The 18,782-nt window shown below is 47.0% G+C and carries 16 protein-coding genes; all 16 read left to right on the forward strand.

The annotated features are described in order from the left end of the window. Positions 1–1,314, forward strand: coding sequence for an adenylosuccinate synthase (locus QOY30_RS06945; protein ID WP_283743901.1), 1,314 nt, complete (start codon positions 1–3; stop codon positions 1,312–1,314). Between the two features lie 351 nt (positions 1,315–1,665). Then, positions 1,666–2,706: a glycosyltransferase family 2 protein gene (locus tag QOY30_RS06950; RefSeq protein WP_283743902.1), complete on the forward strand. Its 1,041-nt coding sequence runs from the start codon at positions 1,666–1,668 to the stop codon at positions 2,704–2,706. 2 nt (positions 2,707–2,708) lie between these two features. Next, entirely contained in the window at positions 2,709–2,852 is a 144-nt protein-coding gene (locus QOY30_RS06955; RefSeq protein ID WP_283743903.1) for a hypothetical protein, read from the forward strand. A 137-nt stretch (positions 2,853–2,989) separates the two neighbouring features. Beyond that, entirely contained in the window at positions 2,990–3,535 is a 546-nt protein-coding gene (gene rfbC / locus QOY30_RS06960) for a dTDP-4-dehydrorhamnose 3,5-epimerase (protein WP_283746039.1), read from the forward strand. After that, positions 3,532–4,383, forward strand: coding sequence for an ABC transporter permease (locus tag QOY30_RS06965; protein WP_283743904.1), 852 nt, complete (start codon positions 3,532–3,534; stop codon positions 4,381–4,383). Before rfbC ends, QOY30_RS06965 begins: the two co-directional genes overlap by 4 nt. Before the next feature lie 34 nt (positions 4,384–4,417). Further along, the gene (locus tag QOY30_RS06970; RefSeq protein ID WP_283743905.1) at positions 4,418–5,797 is read left to right on the forward strand and encodes an ABC transporter ATP-binding protein; all 1,380 of its coding nucleotides are present in this window, start codon (positions 4,418–4,420) and stop codon (positions 5,795–5,797) included. Beyond that, positions 5,790–8,807, forward strand: coding sequence for a glycosyltransferase (locus tag QOY30_RS06975; protein ID WP_283743906.1), 3,018 nt, complete (start codon positions 5,790–5,792; stop codon positions 8,805–8,807). The genes QOY30_RS06970 and QOY30_RS06975 overlap by 8 nt, the downstream gene beginning before the upstream one ends. Then, complete coding sequence (locus tag QOY30_RS06980; protein WP_283743907.1) at positions 8,797–10,098, forward strand: rhamnosyltransferase WsaF family glycosyltransferase; 1,302 nt, start codon at positions 8,797–8,799, stop codon at positions 10,096–10,098. The genes QOY30_RS06975 and QOY30_RS06980 overlap by 11 nt, the downstream gene beginning before the upstream one ends. 47 nt (positions 10,099–10,145) lie before the next feature. Next, the gene (locus tag QOY30_RS06985; RefSeq protein ID WP_283743908.1) at positions 10,146–10,916 is read left to right on the forward strand and encodes a class I SAM-dependent methyltransferase; all 771 of its coding nucleotides are present in this window, start codon (positions 10,146–10,148) and stop codon (positions 10,914–10,916) included. Between the two features lie 87 nt (positions 10,917–11,003). Next, a complete protein-coding gene (locus QOY30_RS06990) occupies positions 11,004–12,983 on the forward strand; it encodes a hypothetical protein (RefSeq protein WP_283743909.1) in 1,980 nt (659 codons plus the stop codon). Then, positions 12,980–14,005, forward strand: a complete 1,026-nt coding sequence (locus QOY30_RS06995; protein WP_283743910.1) for a glycosyltransferase — start codon at positions 12,980–12,982, stop codon at positions 14,003–14,005. Before QOY30_RS06990 ends, QOY30_RS06995 begins: the two co-directional genes overlap by 4 nt. Further along, positions 14,005–15,135, forward strand: coding sequence for an FAD-dependent oxidoreductase (locus QOY30_RS07000; protein WP_283743911.1), 1,131 nt, complete (start codon positions 14,005–14,007; stop codon positions 15,133–15,135). Before QOY30_RS06995 ends, QOY30_RS07000 begins: the two co-directional genes overlap by 1 nt. Continuing rightward, positions 15,125–16,795 (forward strand): glycosyltransferase family protein, encoded by a 1,671-nt coding sequence (locus QOY30_RS07005; protein WP_283743912.1) that lies wholly within the window; start codon positions 15,125–15,127, stop codon positions 16,793–16,795. Before QOY30_RS07000 ends, QOY30_RS07005 begins: the two co-directional genes overlap by 11 nt. After that, positions 16,792–17,586: an NAD-dependent epimerase/dehydratase family protein gene (locus QOY30_RS07010; RefSeq protein WP_283743913.1), complete on the forward strand. Its 795-nt coding sequence runs from the start codon at positions 16,792–16,794 to the stop codon at positions 17,584–17,586. Before QOY30_RS07005 ends, QOY30_RS07010 begins: the two co-directional genes overlap by 4 nt. Further along, positions 17,583–18,419 (forward strand): sugar phosphate isomerase/epimerase family protein, encoded by an 837-nt coding sequence (locus QOY30_RS07015; RefSeq protein WP_283743914.1) that lies wholly within the window; start codon positions 17,583–17,585, stop codon positions 18,417–18,419. The genes QOY30_RS07010 and QOY30_RS07015 overlap by 4 nt, the downstream gene beginning before the upstream one ends. Continuing rightward, positions 18,416–18,772 carry an SMR family transporter gene (locus QOY30_RS07020; RefSeq protein ID WP_283743915.1) on the forward strand — a complete coding sequence of 119 codons (357 nt, stop codon included), beginning with the start codon at positions 18,416–18,418 and terminating at the stop codon, positions 18,770–18,772. Before QOY30_RS07015 ends, QOY30_RS07020 begins: the two co-directional genes overlap by 4 nt. Positions 18,773–18,782 lie beyond the last annotated feature (10 nt).

An 18,782-nucleotide genomic window follows, 5' to 3' on the forward strand; every position in this document is an offset into this window, starting at 1 on the left:
ATGTCAAAAAATGTTGTAGTGATCGGTACCCAGTGGGGCGATGAAGGCAAGGGCAAGGTGGTCGATTGGTTGACCGACCATGCGCAGGGCGTGGTGCGCTTTCAGGGTGGACACAATGCGGGCCACACGCTGGTCATTGGCGGTGAAAAAACGGTGTTGCATCTGATCCCGTCTGGCATCCTGCGCGACGAAGTGATGTGCTACATCGGCAACGGCGTGGTTCTGTCGCCGGCTGCGCTGCTCAAGGAAATGGACAAGCTTGTCGAAGCGGGAATACAGGTCTATGAGCGCTTGCGTATCTCCGAGGCATGCCCGCTGATCCTGCCGTACCACGAGGCGTTGGACAAAGCACGTGAAATAGCCAAAGGTGCGGGCAAGATAGGCACCACAGGACGCGGTATCGGGCCGGCTTACGAAGACAAGGTCGCGCGCCGCGCCATCCGTCTGCAGGACTTGTTCCACCGCAAACGTTTTGCCGCCAAGCTGGGTGAAGTCCTCGATTACCATAATTTCGTGTTGAAAAATTATTTCCATGCGGAAACGGTGGATTTCCAGAAAACCATGGATGATGCATTGGCGCTGGCCGAGCGTATCAAACCGCTGGTGCTGGACGTGCCACGCGCTTTGTACGAGGCAAACAAGGCCGGACAAAACCTGCTGTTCGAAGGCGCACAAGGCACGCTGCTGGATATCGATCACGGCACCTATCCGTTTGTGACCTCCAGCAACTGCATCGCCGGTGCAGCCTGCAGCGGCGCCGGTATCGGCCCGCAGATGCTGCATTACGTACTGGGCATCACCAAGGCATACACCACGCGCGTCGGCTCCGGCCCGTTCCCGACCGAACTGTATGATGCGGTGGACAAGCAGGATCCGATCGGCAAGATGCTGGCGACTAAAGGTCACGAGTTCGGTGCGACCACCGGACGTGCGCGCCGCTGCGGCTGGTTCGATGCCGCCGCGCTCAAGCGCTCTATCCAGATCAACGGCGTATCCGGCCTGTGCGTGACCAAGCTGGACGTGATGGACGGTATGGAAAAGGTGCGTATCGGCGTGGGCTACACGATAGACGGCCAGTTCAGCGACATCCTGCCGGTCGGCGCGGAATCGCTGGAAGGCTGTGTGCCGGTATACGAGGATATGCCGGGCTGGAGCGCCAGCACCGTGGGCGTGAAGCGTTATGAAGAACTGCCCGTGGAAGCCCGCAACTACCTGCAACGCATCGCACAGATTTGCGAAGTGCCGGTGGATATGGTTTCCACCGGACCGGATCGGGATGAAACGATTGTATTGCGACACCCGTTCAAGGTCTGAGCACCCGAAGTTGTCAATATGAGCACGCATCGAAAAAACGATGCGTGTTTTTTTTGACATAAATTTAACAAAAGTAAAAACGTAGCTACGCCGCTTCTGAAAACTTGAATTTTACGACCGCGATTTGTTAATGTCTGATTGACGCGGACTGCGAATAATCGTTACATCTGCAGGAACTGATTGAATGCAGCCAAGAAATTACCAAACAATCCCGATATATAAGCGTTTACTTAAGTAATTTGGATATATCTAGATATTTTTTGTAATAGATTCTGCAACACAAGTTTGATACTATCCGACCCGAAATACCCATTAGTAAACAAATATGTATCAATGGTGTTAACGCAATAAATGCTTGCCTTAAATAAAAATTCGCTTGCGATACCCGATGGACTGAGTGAGCAGCCATCGAAGCAACAGGAAGTTGTTGTCACAAAATTTCAAAAGCCGCTTAAACAGCATGTCCCTGCATTGCCCAAGGTTGCCATTCTTCTCTGCACTTATCACGGCCAGCTTTATCTGTCCGAACAAATGGATTCGTTTGCGGCACAGAGTTTTCCCAACTGGGTCGTGTGGGCCTCTGATGACGGATCGCAGGACGATACTCATGCGATTCTCGAGGCGTGCCGGGATCAATGGGGAGATGATCGGCTCTCCATCCACTTCGGCCCTGCGGAAGGGTTTGTTGCAAATTTTCTGTCGTTAACCTGCAACGCAACCATTCATGCAGATTACTACGCTTACTCGGACCAGGACGATATCTGGGAAGCAGACAAGCTGCAGCGTGCGGTGGATTGGTTTCAGAGTCTTCCACGCGATGTTCCTGCACTGTATTGCTCTCGCACAAGAGTCGTCGATGCAAACAACCGGGAAATCTGCCTCTCTCCTCTTTTTGACAAGCCGCCCAGCTTTGCCAACGCGTTGATGCAAAACGTGGGCGGCGGCAACACCATGGTATTCAACGAGGCAGCACGCAAGCTGTTGAGCGAGGCAGGGCAGGACGTCAACGTGATCACGCATGACTGGTGGTCTTACCTGGTCGTCAGCGGTTGCGGGGGCAAGGTTTTTTATGATGCACACCCAACCCTGCGTTATCGCCAGCATGGTTGCAATCTGGTCGGGATGAACTCAAGTTGGCATGCCCGCTTCATCCGAATGCGCATGCTTTGGCAAGGGCGATTCAGGGATTTGAACGACCGACATATCAATGCATTGCAACGTATACAGCACAAACTAACTCCTGAAAATAAGGTCATCCTTGACCAATTCGCGACAGCCAGAAACCGCAATATTTTGCCCCGGCTGATAGGCTTGAAGAGGTCGGGTATCTACCGCCAAACCTTGTTGGGCAACTTAGGCCTTGTCGTTGCTGCAATTTTCAAGAAGATCTAAGCATGAACATTTTGGTTACCGGTGATGCAGGTGTCGCGGGCGGCAATTTGGCTGTTCATTTGCTGGTACAAAACCACGAACCAGTTATTTTGACAACCAAGCCCAAGTCGCCGATCAAGTCCTCCGTTCGTTGTGTTAGCCAATGACTTCCCGCTTTAGAAGTTTATTTATTTGGCCAATTGAAATATTAACGCCGTTCGCCTTGAGTTTGTCGAAAGGTGAATGGCGTTCGACTGGTGCACGCCAAACGGACTTAATCCACACTTCCTAAAAAAGAATTTTGATGAAAGCAATTCCACTCTCCATTCCTGAAGTATTCCTGTTCGAACCAAAAGTTTTCGGCGATGATCGTGGTTTCTTTTTTGAAAGTTTCAATCGCCGCAAATTCGCTGAGCTCACGGGGCGCGATGTGGACTTCGTACAAGACAACCACTCGCGCTCGGCAAAAAATGTGCTGCGCGGCCTGCATTATCAAATCCAGCATCCTCAGGGAAAACTGGTGCGCGTAGTGCAAGGTACAGTGCTTGACGTGGCGGTGGATATACGCAAAAGCTCACCAACATTCGGACAGCATGTGGCCGTGGAATTATCTGCCGTGAATAAGCGCATGATGTGGATACCTGAAGGCTTTGCACATGGCTTTGTGGTCCTTTCAGATACAGCCGAGTTTCTGTACAAAACCACCGATTACTGGTTCCCGGAGCATGAACGTTCGATACTCTGGAACGATCCAGCCTTGGCAATAGATTGGAAGCTGCAGACTCCGCCGATCATTTCCGGCAAAGATGCCCAAGGTAAAATTTTGGCCGATGCGGGGTGCTTCGCATGAACCATTCACAAACGGCAATCAACCCGCACACCCCGCAGCCAACGTCCCTGGTGGCACTGGCCAAAAGCCTTTGGCGCAACCGGCAGCTGATTGTGCAGATGACCCGGCGCGAAGTGGTGGGGCGCTACCGTGGTTCTGTCATGGGTTTGGCTTGGTCATTCTTTAACCCTATCCTGATGCTGGTGGTGTATACCTTTGTCTTCAGCGTCGTGTTTAAAGCAAGATGGGGGACGGGAGGGGAGGAGAGCCAAACTAGCTTCGCCATCGTGTTGTTTGTGGGCATGATCGTATATGGATTGTTTGCGGAAATGGCAAATCGAGCGCCGAGTTTGATTTTATCCAACGTCAACTACGTAAAAAAAGTCATTTTTCCATTAGAGATATTGCCCGTTGTTGGCCTGGGTGCCGCACTGTTTCATTCACTGATAAGTTTTGGCGTGTTGTTGACCGCCATTTTGTTGATCAAAGGCAGTCTGCCATGGACTATTATTTTCTTCCCATTGATCCTTGTTCCTCTGTTGATTGCCACACTGGGCGTGGCCTGGTTTCTCGCCTCAATCGGTGTGTTTGTACGCGATGTCGGGCAAACGGTCGGCATTTTTACTACCGTACTGATGTTCGTCTCGCCGGTTTTTTTTCCCATAACCGCACTTCCTGCCAGATTTCAAATCTGGCTAATGCTAAACCCACTCACCTTTGTAATCGAACAAAGCAGAGCAGTCTTGATCTTTGGCAAACAACCTGATTGGGCAGGACTGACAATCTATGCAGGTGCAAGTATGGGAGTAGCATGGGCTGGATATTGGTGGTTCCAGAAAACCAGAAAGGGTTTTGCCGATGTCCTCTAATCAAAACAATTCCCCTCGCCCGCTTGGAGAAGGGATGGGGACAGATGCCAATGATATCGCCATACGTGTCAGTAACCTCAGCAAGTGCTATCAGATTTACAACGCACCGCGTGACCGGCTCAAGCAATTCGTCTTACCCCGTTTGCAAAGCTTGACAGGGCGAGCGACTAAGCAATATTACCGAGAATTCTGGGCGCTTAAAGATGTTTCTTTCGAAATCAAAAAAGGTGAAACGGTCGGCATCATTGGGCGCAATGGCAGTGGTAAATCCACGCTGCTACAAATGATCTGCGGCACGCTCAACCCCACCAGCGGCAGTATTCAAACCAATGGACGTATTGCAGCGTTGTTGGAACTAGGTGCGGGTTTCAACCCCGAGTTTACCGGGCGCGAAAATGTGTATATGAATGCCTCGGTGCTGGGATTGAGTAATGAAGAAATCGATACTCGATTTAATGATATCGAGGCATTTGCGGACATTGGAGAATTCATCGAGCAACCCGTGAAGACTTACTCTAGCGGTATGTATGTTCGTCTTGCCTTCGCTGTAATTGCGCATGTTGATGCTGATATATTGGTAGTGGATGAAGCGCTAGCGGTGGGCGATGCAGTCTTTACGCAAAAATGCATGCGTTTCATTCGCAAATTTCAAGAGAGAGGTTCGCTGATCTTTGTTAGCCACGACACTGCATCTGTGCAGAACCTCTGCAAGTCTGGTATCTGGCTCAATAATGGTAGGATTGAGAAGTTCGGCACAGCAAAGATCGTCTCGGAAGCATATTTACAGTACACGCTACAGGAAATATATGGCAATGAGTCAAAACTGACTTCAATAGCCCTGACTGAGATTTGCGATGATGTATGTGTCAACGAATCAGTTTCCAATACGGAAACACAACCGCAAATGGCAATTGACTATACCTCTGTTGCTTCCGTCCGCGACAACACAGATGCCGCTAAAGGTTGGATTACTGGCCGTGCTGAAATCATTTCAGTTACTCTTACAAAGCTGTTATCTGGACAAGGAGACATCTTTGAAGGCGGCGAGCGTGTGCGTATGACAGTGCGCGCTAAAGCTCATGAAAAACTAGGTAACCCGATTCTTGGCTTCCTGGTGCGTGATCGCCTTGGACAGGATTTATTTGGTGAAAATACGCTTCCCTTCACCTATCAGGTGCCTACCTCGATTGAGAGGGGCATGACATTCGAAGGAGTTTTCGAGTTCAAGTTGCCCATGCTTCCAAACGGTCTTTATGCAGTGATGGCATCCGTGGCTGATGGTGATGCTTACGACAATTTACAGCATCATTGGATGCATGATGCACTGATCATTAACGTTTCTTCCAGCAAAATTCGATATGGGCTGGTCGGTATTCCATTTGAGAGAGTGGAGTTAAAGGCAATAGATGAATAGTAGATCCCTTTTGCAACTGTATGCCGAACACACGGGCAAGGTGTCCGATAAGTGGTCATTGTATCTTACTGAATACGATAGATTGTTTAAGGAATATAGAGACAAACGAATTCGTATGCTTGAAATTGGCATACAAAACGGCGGTTCGCTTGAGATTTGGGCAAAGTATTTCAATAATGCTTCAGTCTTGATTGGTTGTGACATTAATCCGGACTGTGAGCAACTTAAATATGACGATCCGCGCATCGACTTAATAATCGGCGATGCTAATGACCTTAAGGTACGTGAACAGATCCTCCGGCGTTCACCACAGTTCGACTTAATCATTGATGACGGGTCTCATGTTTCGAGCGACATAATAAGGACGTTTGCGCTGTATTTTTCAAGTGTAGTGGAGGGCGGAATTTTCATCGCCGAAGATCTGCATTGCAGCTACTGGGATAAGTTTGAAGGCGGGCTATTCGACCCGTACTCATCAATTTCATTCTTCAAACGACTTGCGGACGTTATTAATCATGAGCACTGGGGCATACCCAAGGCTCGAGCCGATATTCTAGGTGGAATATTTGCTAGATATGATTGTGAAGTTGACACGGAAACGCTATCCCAAGTGCATTCCGTCGAGTTCATCAATTCCATGTGTGTTGTACGCAAAGCGGTGGCCGCCAGCAACGGCCTTGGAAATCGCGTTATAGCAGGCTCGTTGGAACTAGTGGTGCAGGGGCATCGGGGGCTGAACTTGCGCCCGTATCAATTGGACCCGATACTTGACCAAGCCAATAATCCATGGACCGCAAGGTCATCGCCACCTGACGAGGAAATTCTGCATACGGAATTGGCGCTAGTTGATGCACGGCAGCAGCTAACTATCTTGAAACAGCAAATTGCCGATCTTAGCCAAACGGTGACTTTACGCGACGAACAGATATCGCATCTTAACCAGTCGGTGGCTGAACGCGACGGGCATATATCGCATCTTAACCAGTCGGTGGTTGAACGCGATGGGCATATATCGCATCTTAACCAGTCGGTGGCTGAACGAGATGCATTGATTGCGGCACTGTATAACTCAACCAGTTGGCGAATTACAGGACCGCTCCGTTTTGTCGCATACCAAATGAAACGTGTTCGACGCATCGTGGAATTGGCGAAGCCTGCAATTAAGCGTGGTGGCGGTTTGAGAAATACGGTTAAGAAGGCTGTGCAGGTATACCGGCGTGAGGGTTTGCAAGGCATTAAGCGAGGATTCAGAATCGTCGCAACGACAGGGCAGAATGTCTCTACACTGGAGGTTGTAGAAGGTGAAAAGAGTGACTATGCTAAATGGATAAGCAGTTACGATACGCTCACTGACGAATCGCGCGCCACGATGCGCAAACGCATAAAGGGTTTTGCCCATCAGCCATGCATCTCCGTGGTAATGCCTACCTATAATCCAAACGCGGTGTGGTTGATAGAGGCTATCGAATCAGTACGTCAGCAGATTTACGACCATTGGGAGTTATGCATTGCCGATGATGCATCCACCGACAAATCCATCCGACCAATTCTGGAACGCTACGCGCGACAAGATTCCCGAATCAAGGTGGTCTTTCGTGAAAAGAACGGGCATATTTCTGCCGCATCCAACAGCGCACTTGGGATTGCGACAGGAGAGTGGGTTGTCTTGTTGGATCACGATGATTTACTGGCTGAACACGCCTTGTTTTGGGTAGCTGAAACTATAGATTCCCATCCTCAATCACGTTTGATCTACTCCGATGAAGATAAGGTGGATAAACGTGGCAATCGTTCCTTGCCATTTTTCAAGCCTAGCTGGTCACCTCATTTGATGATCTCACAAGCATATCTTGGTCATCTTGTTTGCTATAAAAAGACATTAATTGAAACAGTTGAGGGATTTAATACTGAGCTAAATGGTGCCCAAGACTATGGACTTGCTTTGGCATGTGTAACCAATATTGAGGCGACACAGATCCAACATATACCCCGCATTCTCTATCATTGGCGTATGCATGCTGCAAGTACTGCACAGTCTGGGAATGCCAAGCCATATGCTCATGAAGCGGGGCGCAAAGCAGTAGAGATGTACATCCAACACAACTTCCCCGGGAGGGGAATGCGAGCAGCAGATGGAGATTATCTATTTACATACAAGGCGGAATTTGAACTACCGGCCAATCTATTAGTTTCCATAATTATCCCAACCAAGGATGGGTTGAATTACTTAAAACCCTGTGTGGAAAGTATTTTTGAACGCTCCACCTGGCACAACTTAGAAGTAATAATTCTTGACAACGGATCCGAAAAAACGGAGACGATCCAGTATCTAAAAGAGTTACAGCGGAGCGAGCCGCGTGTACGTGTTATTCCGGCACCTATTCCGTTCAACTGGTCCAAGTTGAACAATATTGGTGGAAAACAAGCGAGTGGTAATGTGCTCATCTTTCTAAACAATGATACAAAAGTAATTTCTCCCGCTTGGATAGAATCTATGGCTGGTTACGCTAGATTGCCCAATGTAGGCACTGTAGGGGCGCTTCTACTATTTGAGGACGGATCTATTCAGCATAGTGGGGTGGTCGTTGGGATGGGGGGGTGGGCAGATCATGTTTTTAGAACAACTGCAGCGCAACATATCGGAGGTCCCTTTGTATCACCAGTACTGACAAGAAATGTACTGGCAGTCACAGGTGCTTGCATGGCGATTTCACGAGAGCGATTCGAAGAGCTAGGCGGTTTTGATGAATCATTTATTATATGCGGCAGTGATGTCGAGCTCGGATTACGGGCCCACAAGCGGGGATTATTTAACGTAATGTGCGCAGAAGCTAAACTATTTCACTACGAATCAAAAACTCGTACCCCCCATGTACCCCAAGAAGACTTTATTCAGTCATCTGAAAAGTACGCGCCATACCGACAAGAGAAAACTGATCCATTCTACAACCCAAACTTATCGCTAAGCTCAACCACACCAAGCATTCAGGGAGCACCAAGTGCTTCGTAATTTACTCAAACGGCTACTAAAAAACCAACGCATTAAATCGTTTCTGCGCGATATATATGTCGAGTCTCAGTCCGAAGTCAAGTTAAGCTCGGATTTACAACCATCAATTTCGGAGATACCTGAAATTGGCGCTTTGGCAGCAAGAGAATCGCAATTTAAATCATTCCGGTTAAATCTTCTTGTCCCAGCTTTGTCAACGAAACATGTTTTTGGTGGCATTGCAACCGCGCTTAAGTTCTTTGAGGAGCTTAGCAAAGATTATGAGAATCTAAGGATAATTCTGACTGATGAAGCCGCATTTACCCCTGAAGATAATATTAATTATAAAGAATGGTCTATTCTGACTCTTGAGGCACACGATCAATCAGGAAAATGTGTGATACCAGCAGCCGATCGATATGGGAAGACTCTTTCGGTTGGAAAAAATGATATTTTTATTGCGACTGCGTGGTGGACCTCCATATTGGCTAAATCTTTGCAGTCGAAGCAGGCAGTAATATATGACTTAGGCAACGTTAGGCGATTTATTTATCTTATTCAGGATTTTGAGCCTGGATTTTATCCTTGGTCATCCCGATATGCACTGGCTGAATCTACATATAAGAATACCTCTGGATTAGTTGCTGTTTTCAATACTTCGACATTGAAGAATTATTTTGAACAAGCAGGGTTCAATTTTAAAAAATCATATTGCTTTGAGCCTGTATTACATGAAGGTCTTAAGCCTTATCTTGATAGAGTCGTGGCCGCTAAACGATATAAAAGGGTGCTTGTATATGGGAGACCTAGCACTGCGCGTAATGCGTATGAAATAATTGTTATGGCTTTAAAAATGTGGGTAAATGAAAAAAATTGCCTTGGTTGGGAATTTATATCTGTCGGAGAGATGCATAAACCAATAGAGCTAGGCAATGGTAATGTTCTTAAGTCATTGGGTAAACTTTCAATCGAAGGATATGCAGAAATTCTATTAAGCAGCTATGCTGGTATTTCACTGATGATTTCACCGCATCCAAGTTATCCACCTTTGGAAATGGCAGCTTTTGGGCTTAAAGTTATTACAAACAAATATGAGTCAAAAGATTTGTCATACTTTAGTGACAACATAATTGCTCTTGACTACGCAGCACCAGAATTGTTGTGTGACGCATTGATCAGTTTAACGAATCAATTTTCTGAATCTGTCCAAACTTCATCCGGAGCCATTCCGGAAACCTTTTTGCTTGATAATCCATTCAAAGCTTTGCCTGAAAATTTAATTTCAGAACTGTACGCAGAAGCAATAATGTAAAGATGTAATAAAGTTTAAGTTTAATAATATTAACTACATGGAATGATATGGACACTTTCACCTTTTTTGAATATGAGTTGCCTGTTAACTTGGTCAATATGACGGGCGGTGGTACAGATACTTTTTCTGCAATATCCAAGGGACATATTCAATATCTAAAAGATACTATTGGAATTGAAAGCGACTTCAATATTCTTGAAGTAGGTTGTGGAATTGGACGTGACGCGATTCCACTCACCAAGATTATCTCGTCGACAGGTTCATACATAGGCATTGATATTATCAAGCCATCAATCGACTGGTGTTCTGCGAATATCAGCCTTCGGAATCCAAATTTTCGTTTCATTCACTTCGATGTCAAAGATCAGCTGCACAATCCATCTGGCAAAAGTTTGATGAAGGAATACAAGCTGCCTTGTGCAGATAGTTCAATTGACCGAATATTTTTGTGGTCTGTCTTTACTCATATGTTTGAAGACGACATCGTGCATTATTTGAAGGAATTCAAGCGGGTTTTGAAAAAGGGCGGGAGCGTTCTTGCGACTTGCTTTATTGTGGATGAAGAAATATTGGCTGCTGCTAGAAAAGTCAATTTGACACCGTACGATTTGAAGTTCGAACACCCATATGGTGATGGTTGCTTTGTTAATGACATTTCAGTACCCGCCGGTGCCGTTGCATTTACCGAGACAAAAATGATTGAGTTGATCAATAGAAGCGGACTAGATCTTGTTCCTCCAATTCTGATAGGACAGTGGTGGGGCAAAAATGATGGCGGTGGGTATGGTCAAGACGCGGTGATTTTGAAAAAATTGTAGTCGGATGCCGTCTAAATTTGCCTTAATCATATTTTCAAACTATGAGTGTTGTTGTTCCCCGATGCTAGCTTTGAAATGGAAATAGCGATGAAAAATAAAGTGACCATTGGGGTCTTTGTGTTGTTTGTGCTGATTTTTGGTTGGCATCAAATTCAAGCAAGCAAAGCGGCGCGTGAGGCGGAATTCTGCGTACAACTAGAATCAAATATACCCGGCTTGCTTCAACTCTATTTCGACTCTGGCAATGAGTTTAACGAAAAGGAATCAGTTCAGGTCCCATATGTTGGAGGGCAAAAAAAACAAATACTAAATATACGGCTGCCAATAGGCCACTACAAATCATTCCGTTTAGATCCAGTGTTAAATCCCATTCAAAATGGTGCCGCTGAGATAAGAATATCGAAAATTTGGCTGGTAAAGCATGGTGGCGATTCTGTTACAGACTACGATCTGAAGCAAGCAAAGCCAATTAATCGGTTCGAACAATATATTGTTGAACCGGATGGAGCCATTTCATTTAAAGCTAACGCAATAGTAAACCGTCCTATTATTCTATTGCCTGGATTTGCACTTGATGTAGCCTCAAGTGTTACGCTTTCGTCAGTTCTCTGGAAAGTTATACAGGCATTTGTGTTTGCAGCGTTGGGGGCAGGATTGGTTGCTTGGATGCTGTCAGTTAAGGGGGCGAATCTCATTTCCAAGCTGGACAGCATTTTTGGCGCGAGCACCTTGTTTTTATTGGCAGTAATAGTTTTTTTTATCAGAAATCCAGATCCAATGCTGAACTCCGGAATATTTACTGAGGATGGATTGTGGACAGGCATGTTGCTGGACAAAGGTTTCTGGACATCCTTATGGTACGCAAGAAGTGACTACTTTGTTTTTGGTAATTTGGTGTTATTGCAGATAGCTGTCTGGTTAAATAAGTTGGCATTTGGATACGACTTGTCTATGTACCCTCGGATTGTTGCTTTTGTTTCGTACATGTTCTTTGCCGGTGCTGCAGTCACCATATGGTATGGCATGAAGGGATACATATCAGAATTTTCGCGTTTGTTACTTTATATTGCGATTGTCTTACTCACTCTCGGAAATAGTGCAAATGAAGTATTAGGAAGGGCGTCAAATATTGGATTTATCTTGCCTGTTATTTTAGTCGCCATTTTGGCTATCAGGGAAAAATCCGTTGGGTTGAAGAGAGTAGTTGCAGATAGTTCAATGATCTTGCTGTCTATTACAAATCCAATTTGCATCGGAATGTGGTTCGTATATGTTGCTTGGAAGGTATGGACTGCGCGCAAAGCGAAGGGCGTAATTGCTGCGATGTCTGGAATTGGGAATTCAGGCTTATTCAGTACCTTGATTTTACTTCTCATAATAGCTCTGATCGCTGGTCGATACATCTGGCGCGGTAATCCATCCGACTTGGGCAGAGATACTTTAATAATTAGTCACCTTGTTGAAGCGGTGGTGGCGCGCCCCATTCTGTTCCCTTGGGTCGCTACCGTTTATAACCACATGTCAGATGGCATGGCTTTGTTGGGTATTGTTATATTCGTGGGTGTTTTTGTTGCTGGGTATTATTCGCGCGAGAAAAATGATGCAACAGGACGTATGTTCGGTGTTGCAATTTTTGCCACTCTCATAATGTATTCCATCGCGGTTATCGTATTGCGACCGGGACTTACCGCTTGGATTGGTGACTATAGAGGGATATACCCGGAGCGCTATTTCATGGGGCAATATTTATTAAGTGTTTTATTAATGATTTGGGCACTTGATGGAATAGTGCGGCGCTGGACACAGCAGTTCTCAGTGGCAGTTATTGCGCTAGTTTTGTTGGTCGCGCTTCCGATTATTGACAGTTGGTTTAGTGCTTTTGAATTCTATGAACCACGTGCAGTATTTGTCACGAATGCTACTTTTAAAGAGTCTGTAACGGTAGAGTATATGAAAAATCCATCGAGCAGTATGTATCGAATCCCTACATACCCTAAAGATTGGTTTATTGATTTATCAGCACCATACGCCAGAGCAACTGCGTTGTCGGAAGGGGGGCTAAAATGAGTACTCAGCTGCCTATATTTCTCTCCCTAGTTATCACTGCCCGTAATCAGGAAGATCAAATCCAACCGTTGCTTGCCGAAGTTAGCCGGATGTTGAGTGAGCTTGTGTCGGATCATGAGATAGTTTTCGTGGATAACGCCTCGGATGATGATTCATTACTTCGTTTGAAAGTACTCACTGGTATAGACGGATTACCCAATTTGCAGGTGTATGCACTAACCAAAGAAGTCGATGCAGATACGGCTGCGTGGGTGGGATTGGAGAATGCTCTTGGCGACTTCGTTGCTGTCATTGATCCCTTGACGGATGACATCGGCTTTCTGCCGGAAATGCTGGATAAGGCAGTCAGTGGTGCCGATGTGGTGTTTGCCAGCAATGAACAAAGGGCTCCGCAAAGCTTTGCCTATCAATTCGCTTACGCTGTATTTAATAGGCTCTACAAATGGTTCAACGGTATCCATCTGGCCACAGAAGCTCCGCAATACCGAGTGTTGAGCAAGCGTGTCGTCAACTTCATTCTTCAACATCCACAGCCCTCGATGACCTATCGCCATCTTCCGGCAACAGGAGGATTCGCACGCGTTAATCTTAACTACAGTGCGATGCCCAGAATCAAGCATACCAAACGGTTGGGTGAAAGCATCGACCGGGGTATGCGGCTACTGGTATCGACTACCCGTGCGCCGATGCGCCTTGTGACATCGCTCTCCTTATTTGGCGCAGTTGCTAATCTTGTGTATTCGATTTATGTCGTTGCAGTCGGTTTTCTGAAGACAGATGTTGCGCCTGGTTGGATCAGTTTGTCTTTACAGCAATCTGGCATGTTTTTCCTGATCTCATTGGTCCTGCTGGTGTTGGGCGAGTACATCCTGAATATGGTCAGTTTGCAAAACGAAGGTCCGCTCTACCATGTAGGGCAAGAGTTCACCAGCGCTCGCATGACGCGCCGTGAAAAGTTGAATATCGAAGTCGCAATGCCACATTCGCAGAAATCTGGCGCCCATCCTGAACGAGTCGATTGATGTCCATGGCAGACTCAACAGTTGATGCCGTTATTGTTGGTGGGGGTTTCTACGGCGCCGCAATTGCAATCTATCTGGCAAAGCAGCGTGGTCTGAAGCATATCGTGCTGGTGGAGCGTGAATCGGCGCTACTCACCCGCGCTTCCTACAACAACCAGGCTCGCGTGCACAACGGCTACCACTATCCGCGCAGCTTCACTACTGCCTATCGCAGCCGCATCAACTTGCCGCGATTTGTGCACGATTGGCCAGAGGCGGTGAAGCAGGATTTCACCAAGCTATATGCGATTGCGCGCCGCAATTCCAAGGTGACGCCAAAACAGTTCGTTCGCTTCTGCAAAGAAATCGGCGCAAAGATCGAACCGGCAGATCAATCGTTGCGCCAGTTATTTGAATCGCATCTGATTGAAGAGGTGTTCGTGGTTGAAGAGTACGCTTTTGACTCCAATAAATTGGCAAGCTGGGCTGAGACAGAACTAAAAGCATGCGATGTAGAGGTGCGCTTTGATACTCGCGTTACCGCAATCTCAAAAGGAGATAAGTCACTGAGGGTTGCCGTGCGAGAGAAAGGTGGGAGCGAAGCTGAAGTCTTAACTCGTTATGCATTTAATTGCACTTATAGCGGTCTTAATCAGTTTGGTGGTGATTTCCCAGGTACGACTACTCATCTAAAACAAGAGATCACCGAGATGGCATTGATGCAGGCACCACCTGCACTCAAAACCTTGGGTATCACCGTAATGGATGGTCCTTTTTTCTCGATGATGCCTTTCCCCGCACGCGGTTTGCACACCCTATCTCATGTGCGTTACACGCCGCATATGCACTGGAATGACCAACGCGGTATCGATCCGTACCAGAAGCTGAATGACTATGAGCGTGCTACTCGAGTGGACCGCATGGTCAGGGATGTAGGTCGTTATCTGCCTGCGGTGCTGGACGCCAAATATGTCGACTCGCTGTTTGAAGTCAAAACTGTTTTGGTGAAGAACGAAGGCGATGATGGCAGGCCGATTTTGTTCGAGAAACACGCGGAGTTGCCGGGATGTTATTCGATCCTGGGAGGAAAGATAGACAACATATACGATGCATTGGAAAAGTTGGATGGAGAGACTTTCAATGATATTTGAATCTGCAAAAGAAAAAGGAAAGGGGCGAATGTTCGTGTTTGTGTATCTGCTTTCGCTCTTGTGTATTGGTATTGGCTATCTGTCCATTCTGCCTCTCTTTGAAGGATTTGACGAAACCGCACATTACTCAAGTCTGCGTCAAATATCAGATACCGGAACAATCCCACTTTATGGCACAAGTTATTTAGCTCAGGAAGTTATCGATTACCAAGGGCCTGTTCCATATGGCTCGGGTAAGCCGCCATTTGATCACGGCATGGTTTATTCGAAATTTTTCAAGCAACCCGAGTTGGTCGAGCAATATCAGCAAACTTATCGTCAGCACTTGCCAAGTATTATGTATCGCCCAAGTAATGAGTTGAACTGGCAGGCGCAGCATCCACCCCTCTATTACTTGCTCTTGGTGCCCTTGATAAAGGCTTTAGACGAATTTTCATTTTCCACGCAATTCTTTTTGCTGCGACTGGCTTCATTTTTTCTTGCATTGTCCGGTGTGGCTTTGGGCTTATTAGCTGTTAATCAGTCGAACGAGCCGCCAGAACGCAATCCCGCTATGATTGGATTTTTGCTGTATCCGATTATATTACCGATGTTTTTTTCGGAATTCACGCGCATCGGCAATGATTCGCTGTGCATTTTTTTCGTTGGCCTTGTCGCTTACCTTTTTTCTTTGTGGCTTAAAGACGAACGCAATACAAAAATATCTGTTGCGATTGGTATTGTGTTAGGAATGGGGTTGTTAACAAAAGCCTTTTTCTTGCCTATCACAGTGGCCTTGGCGATGTTCCTATTGACGAGGCTGTTGCTAGGCAAGCGTGATGAAGTTATGCGCTCGGAGCGAATCTGGAGCCTATTTCAGATTTTCTTGCCGGCAATGTTTATAGGCAGTGGCTGGTATCTATATAAGCTTATGATATTCGGTGAGCTGACTGGTAGTAGCGAAGCTATTCAACTAGCTCATCAAGGAGGATTGATTGCAGGCTTAAAAGCAAATTTCTCTCTTTATGCTTTGATTCGTGGCGTTACAGCTACGCTGGTATCTTACTCTTGGGCCGGAACATGGTCTTTGGCACGATTGCCCGCACTTCTTCACCTCCCCCTGCTAGCACTGGCTATATGGGTTGTCTTTGCCTATTTTAGGCAGCTAAAACTACACCGTCTAACTGGTCCGGCATGGTTGCCCGTTTGGATATTTTGTTTTTTTGCATTCGGGCTTATTTGGCATGTGATTGTAGGTGTGGCTCTAAACGGTAATGGAGCAACACCCGGCTGGTATTTGCATATTCTAATGCCGTGGGCCGCACCTGCCATTGGGATGGGGATATCTTCAATCTTTCAGCATCGTCACGCTAGAGTGCTACTGATTGTATTGCTGGTATATGCTGTTTTGTATCAGATAATGGCACTCTGGTCACAATTGGCATTATTCACCGGTTGCGCGACCAAGGGTGATGACAAAAGCTATGTCTTTTCAGGCTCAGCTTTTTGTATTGATCAGACTTCTCTATTAATGGATCGAATGGCTGTACTGGGGTATCCGGGCTTGGCCGTTATTGGTTTTAGTGGGGGGGTGATTTGTTTTCTATGGTTATTGGTGAAACTGTGGAATGCAAGGCATTCAATTTCTTCCGTTAACGTTATGCATGTAGGGCAAAAATGAGAAATGCGCTGATTGGATTTTCTGGTTTCGTCGGGTCAACTTTGTTAAAGCAAGCTCCTTTCGAATCCTTATATCGTTCCACCAATATCGGTGAAATAGATGGCAAATCTTTCAATACGGTTTTCTGTGCTGGCGCACCCGCGCAAAAGTGGATCGCGAATCGCGAACCTGAAGCAGATCGTGAAAAGATTGAAGGATTGATCGCACACCTGAAGTCGATGACCTGCAAGACATTTGTTCTGATCAGCACCGTAGACGTATTCAAGAATCCGGTTGGTGTCGATGAAGACACATCTATCGAAGAAGCTGGACTTCACGCTTATGGTTTGAATCGTCGCTTGCTGGAAAAGTTTGTAGAAAGCCACTTCCCTCGCCATTTGATCGTGCGCCTACCTGGCTTGGTGGGCCCGGGGTTGCGAAAAAACGTCATTTTCGATTTCCTGAATGACAATAATCTCCACGCGATTGATAGCCGGGGCGTCTTTCAGTTCTATCCGATGGTCAATCTTTGGTACGACATTCAAATTGCACTTGATGCAGGATTGAAATTAGTTCATCTCACAGCAGCTCCGATCAGCGTTGCTGATGTCTCGGCGCAAGGATTTGGCAAGCCGTTTGAGCAAGCACAGGCAAATAGTTCGGCTGTTTACGATCTGCGAACACAACACGCGCAGATTTTCGGCACTTCAGGTCAGTATCAATACAGCCGACGTGAAACCATTCAAGCGGTTCGTGCCTATGCACAATCGGAACCTCGGACACTTAAAGCATCGCAAGGAACAAGCGCATGAGGCTGGCCATTTCCAACATCGCGTGGGACACATCTGAAGATGAAGACATCGCCAAGCTGCTTAATCGCTATGGCGTGGATGCGATTGATATCGCGCCAGGAAAGTATTTCCCAGAGCCCGCCAAGGCGACTGATGAGGAAATTTTGCGCGCAAAACGCTGGTGGACTGAACGTGGCATCGAAATCACCGGGATGCAGGCATTGTTGTTTGGCACTGCCGGGTTGAATGTATTTGGTTCGTCTGAAGTGCAGGATACGATGCTGCAACACCTCACTGCGGTGTGTCGCATCGGCGCTGGCGTAGGCGCTACCCGCTTGGTGTTCGGTTCGCCTAAGAACCGAGACAGGAATGGATTAAGCGATGATCAGGTCATGGAGATTGCGATTCCGTTCTTTAGACGACTGGGCGATATTGCTCAATCCTATGGTGTCGTGATTTGCCTGGAACCTAATCCTCCCTGTTATGGCGCGAATTTCATGACAACGAGTGCTGAAACTGCAGATGTCGTCAGGCAAGTTGCGCATGCGGCGATACGCATGCAACTGGATACCGGGGCACTGACGATCAACGGTGAAGAACCCGCAGCAGTTTTGCAAAACAGCGTGATGCTGATAGGGCATATCCATGCTAGTGAGCCAGATCTCGTTCCATTGGGTGATGGTGGTACAGACCATGCGAATGTTGCTGAGTGCTTGAAATCGTTATTACCAGATCACATTGTTTCCATCGAAATGCTGGCAACCAAGAATGAGTCGCATCTTGTATCGATTGAGCGCGCGCTGGGAGTGGCGATTCGGCACTACCGTAATGAACGCAATGAGGGCGGTGTATGAAATGGCTTATCCTTTTTCTTGGCATTGCTTGTAATGCATCGGCGAGTGTGTTGGTTAAAATCGCGATGATGCCGCCGCGCAGGTTTCCCTCGCTCAGCGATCCCCTGGCGTCACTTGGCAACTGGCCGTTCTGGCTGGGTTTGGCGCTTTATGGCGCAGCGTTCCTGCTGTATGCCGCAGCCTTGGCCCGTTTGCCACTAAATGTGGCACATCCGGTGCTTACTTCGGGGGCGATAGCTGCCGTGGCATTGTGCTCTTGGCTGATTTTTCGCGAGCCTTTCCACTGGACAACCATCACGGGCATTTTGCTGGTTGTGGCCGGTGTCATGCTAATCACGGTTCGTGTAGGTTAAAAAGAAAATT

The sequence above is a fragment of the Sideroxydans sp. CL21 genome (assembly GCF_902459525.1).
In the GTDB taxonomy this organism is placed as follows: domain Bacteria; phylum Pseudomonadota; class Gammaproteobacteria; order Burkholderiales; family Gallionellaceae; genus Sideroxyarcus.

Bases quoted from the DNA above. Each gene is read 5' to 3' on its own strand.
- QOY30_RS06990 (WP_283743909.1), top strand. From the start codon at position 11,004: ATGAAAAATAAAGTGACCATTGGGGTCTTTGTGTTGTTTGTGCTGATT.
- QOY30_RS06945 (WP_283743901.1), top strand. From the start codon at position 1: ATGTCAAAAAATGTTGTAGTGATCGGTACCCAGTGGGGCGATGAAGGC.
- QOY30_RS07000 (WP_283743911.1), top strand. From the start codon at position 14,005: ATGTCCATGGCAGACTCAACAGTTGATGCCGTTATTGTTGGTGGGGGT.
- QOY30_RS06955 (WP_283743903.1), top strand. From the start codon at position 2,709: ATGAACATTTTGGTTACCGGTGATGCAGGTGTCGCGGGCGGCAATTTG.
- QOY30_RS07010 (WP_283743913.1), top strand. From the start codon at position 16,792: ATGAGAAATGCGCTGATTGGATTTTCTGGTTTCGTCGGGTCAACTTTG.
- QOY30_RS06970 (WP_283743905.1), top strand. From the start codon at position 4,418: ATGGGGACAGATGCCAATGATATCGCCATACGTGTCAGTAACCTCAGC.
- QOY30_RS06950 (WP_283743902.1), top strand. From the start codon at position 1,666: ATGCTTGCCTTAAATAAAAATTCGCTTGCGATACCCGATGGACTGAGT.
- QOY30_RS06985 (WP_283743908.1), top strand. From the start codon at position 10,146: ATGGACACTTTCACCTTTTTTGAATATGAGTTGCCTGTTAACTTGGTC.
- QOY30_RS07015 (WP_283743914.1), top strand. From the start codon at position 17,583: ATGAGGCTGGCCATTTCCAACATCGCGTGGGACACATCTGAAGATGAA.
- QOY30_RS07020 (WP_283743915.1), top strand. From the start codon at position 18,416: ATGAAATGGCTTATCCTTTTTCTTGGCATTGCTTGTAATGCATCGGCG.
- QOY30_RS06975 (WP_283743906.1), top strand. From the start codon at position 5,790: ATGAATAGTAGATCCCTTTTGCAACTGTATGCCGAACACACGGGCAAG.
- rfbC (WP_283746039.1), top strand. From the start codon at position 2,990: ATGAAAGCAATTCCACTCTCCATTCCTGAAGTATTCCTGTTCGAACCA.
- QOY30_RS06965 (WP_283743904.1), top strand. From the start codon at position 3,532: ATGAACCATTCACAAACGGCAATCAACCCGCACACCCCGCAGCCAACG.
- QOY30_RS07005 (WP_283743912.1), top strand. From the start codon at position 15,125: ATGATATTTGAATCTGCAAAAGAAAAAGGAAAGGGGCGAATGTTCGTG.
- QOY30_RS06995 (WP_283743910.1), top strand. From the start codon at position 12,980: ATGAGTACTCAGCTGCCTATATTTCTCTCCCTAGTTATCACTGCCCGT.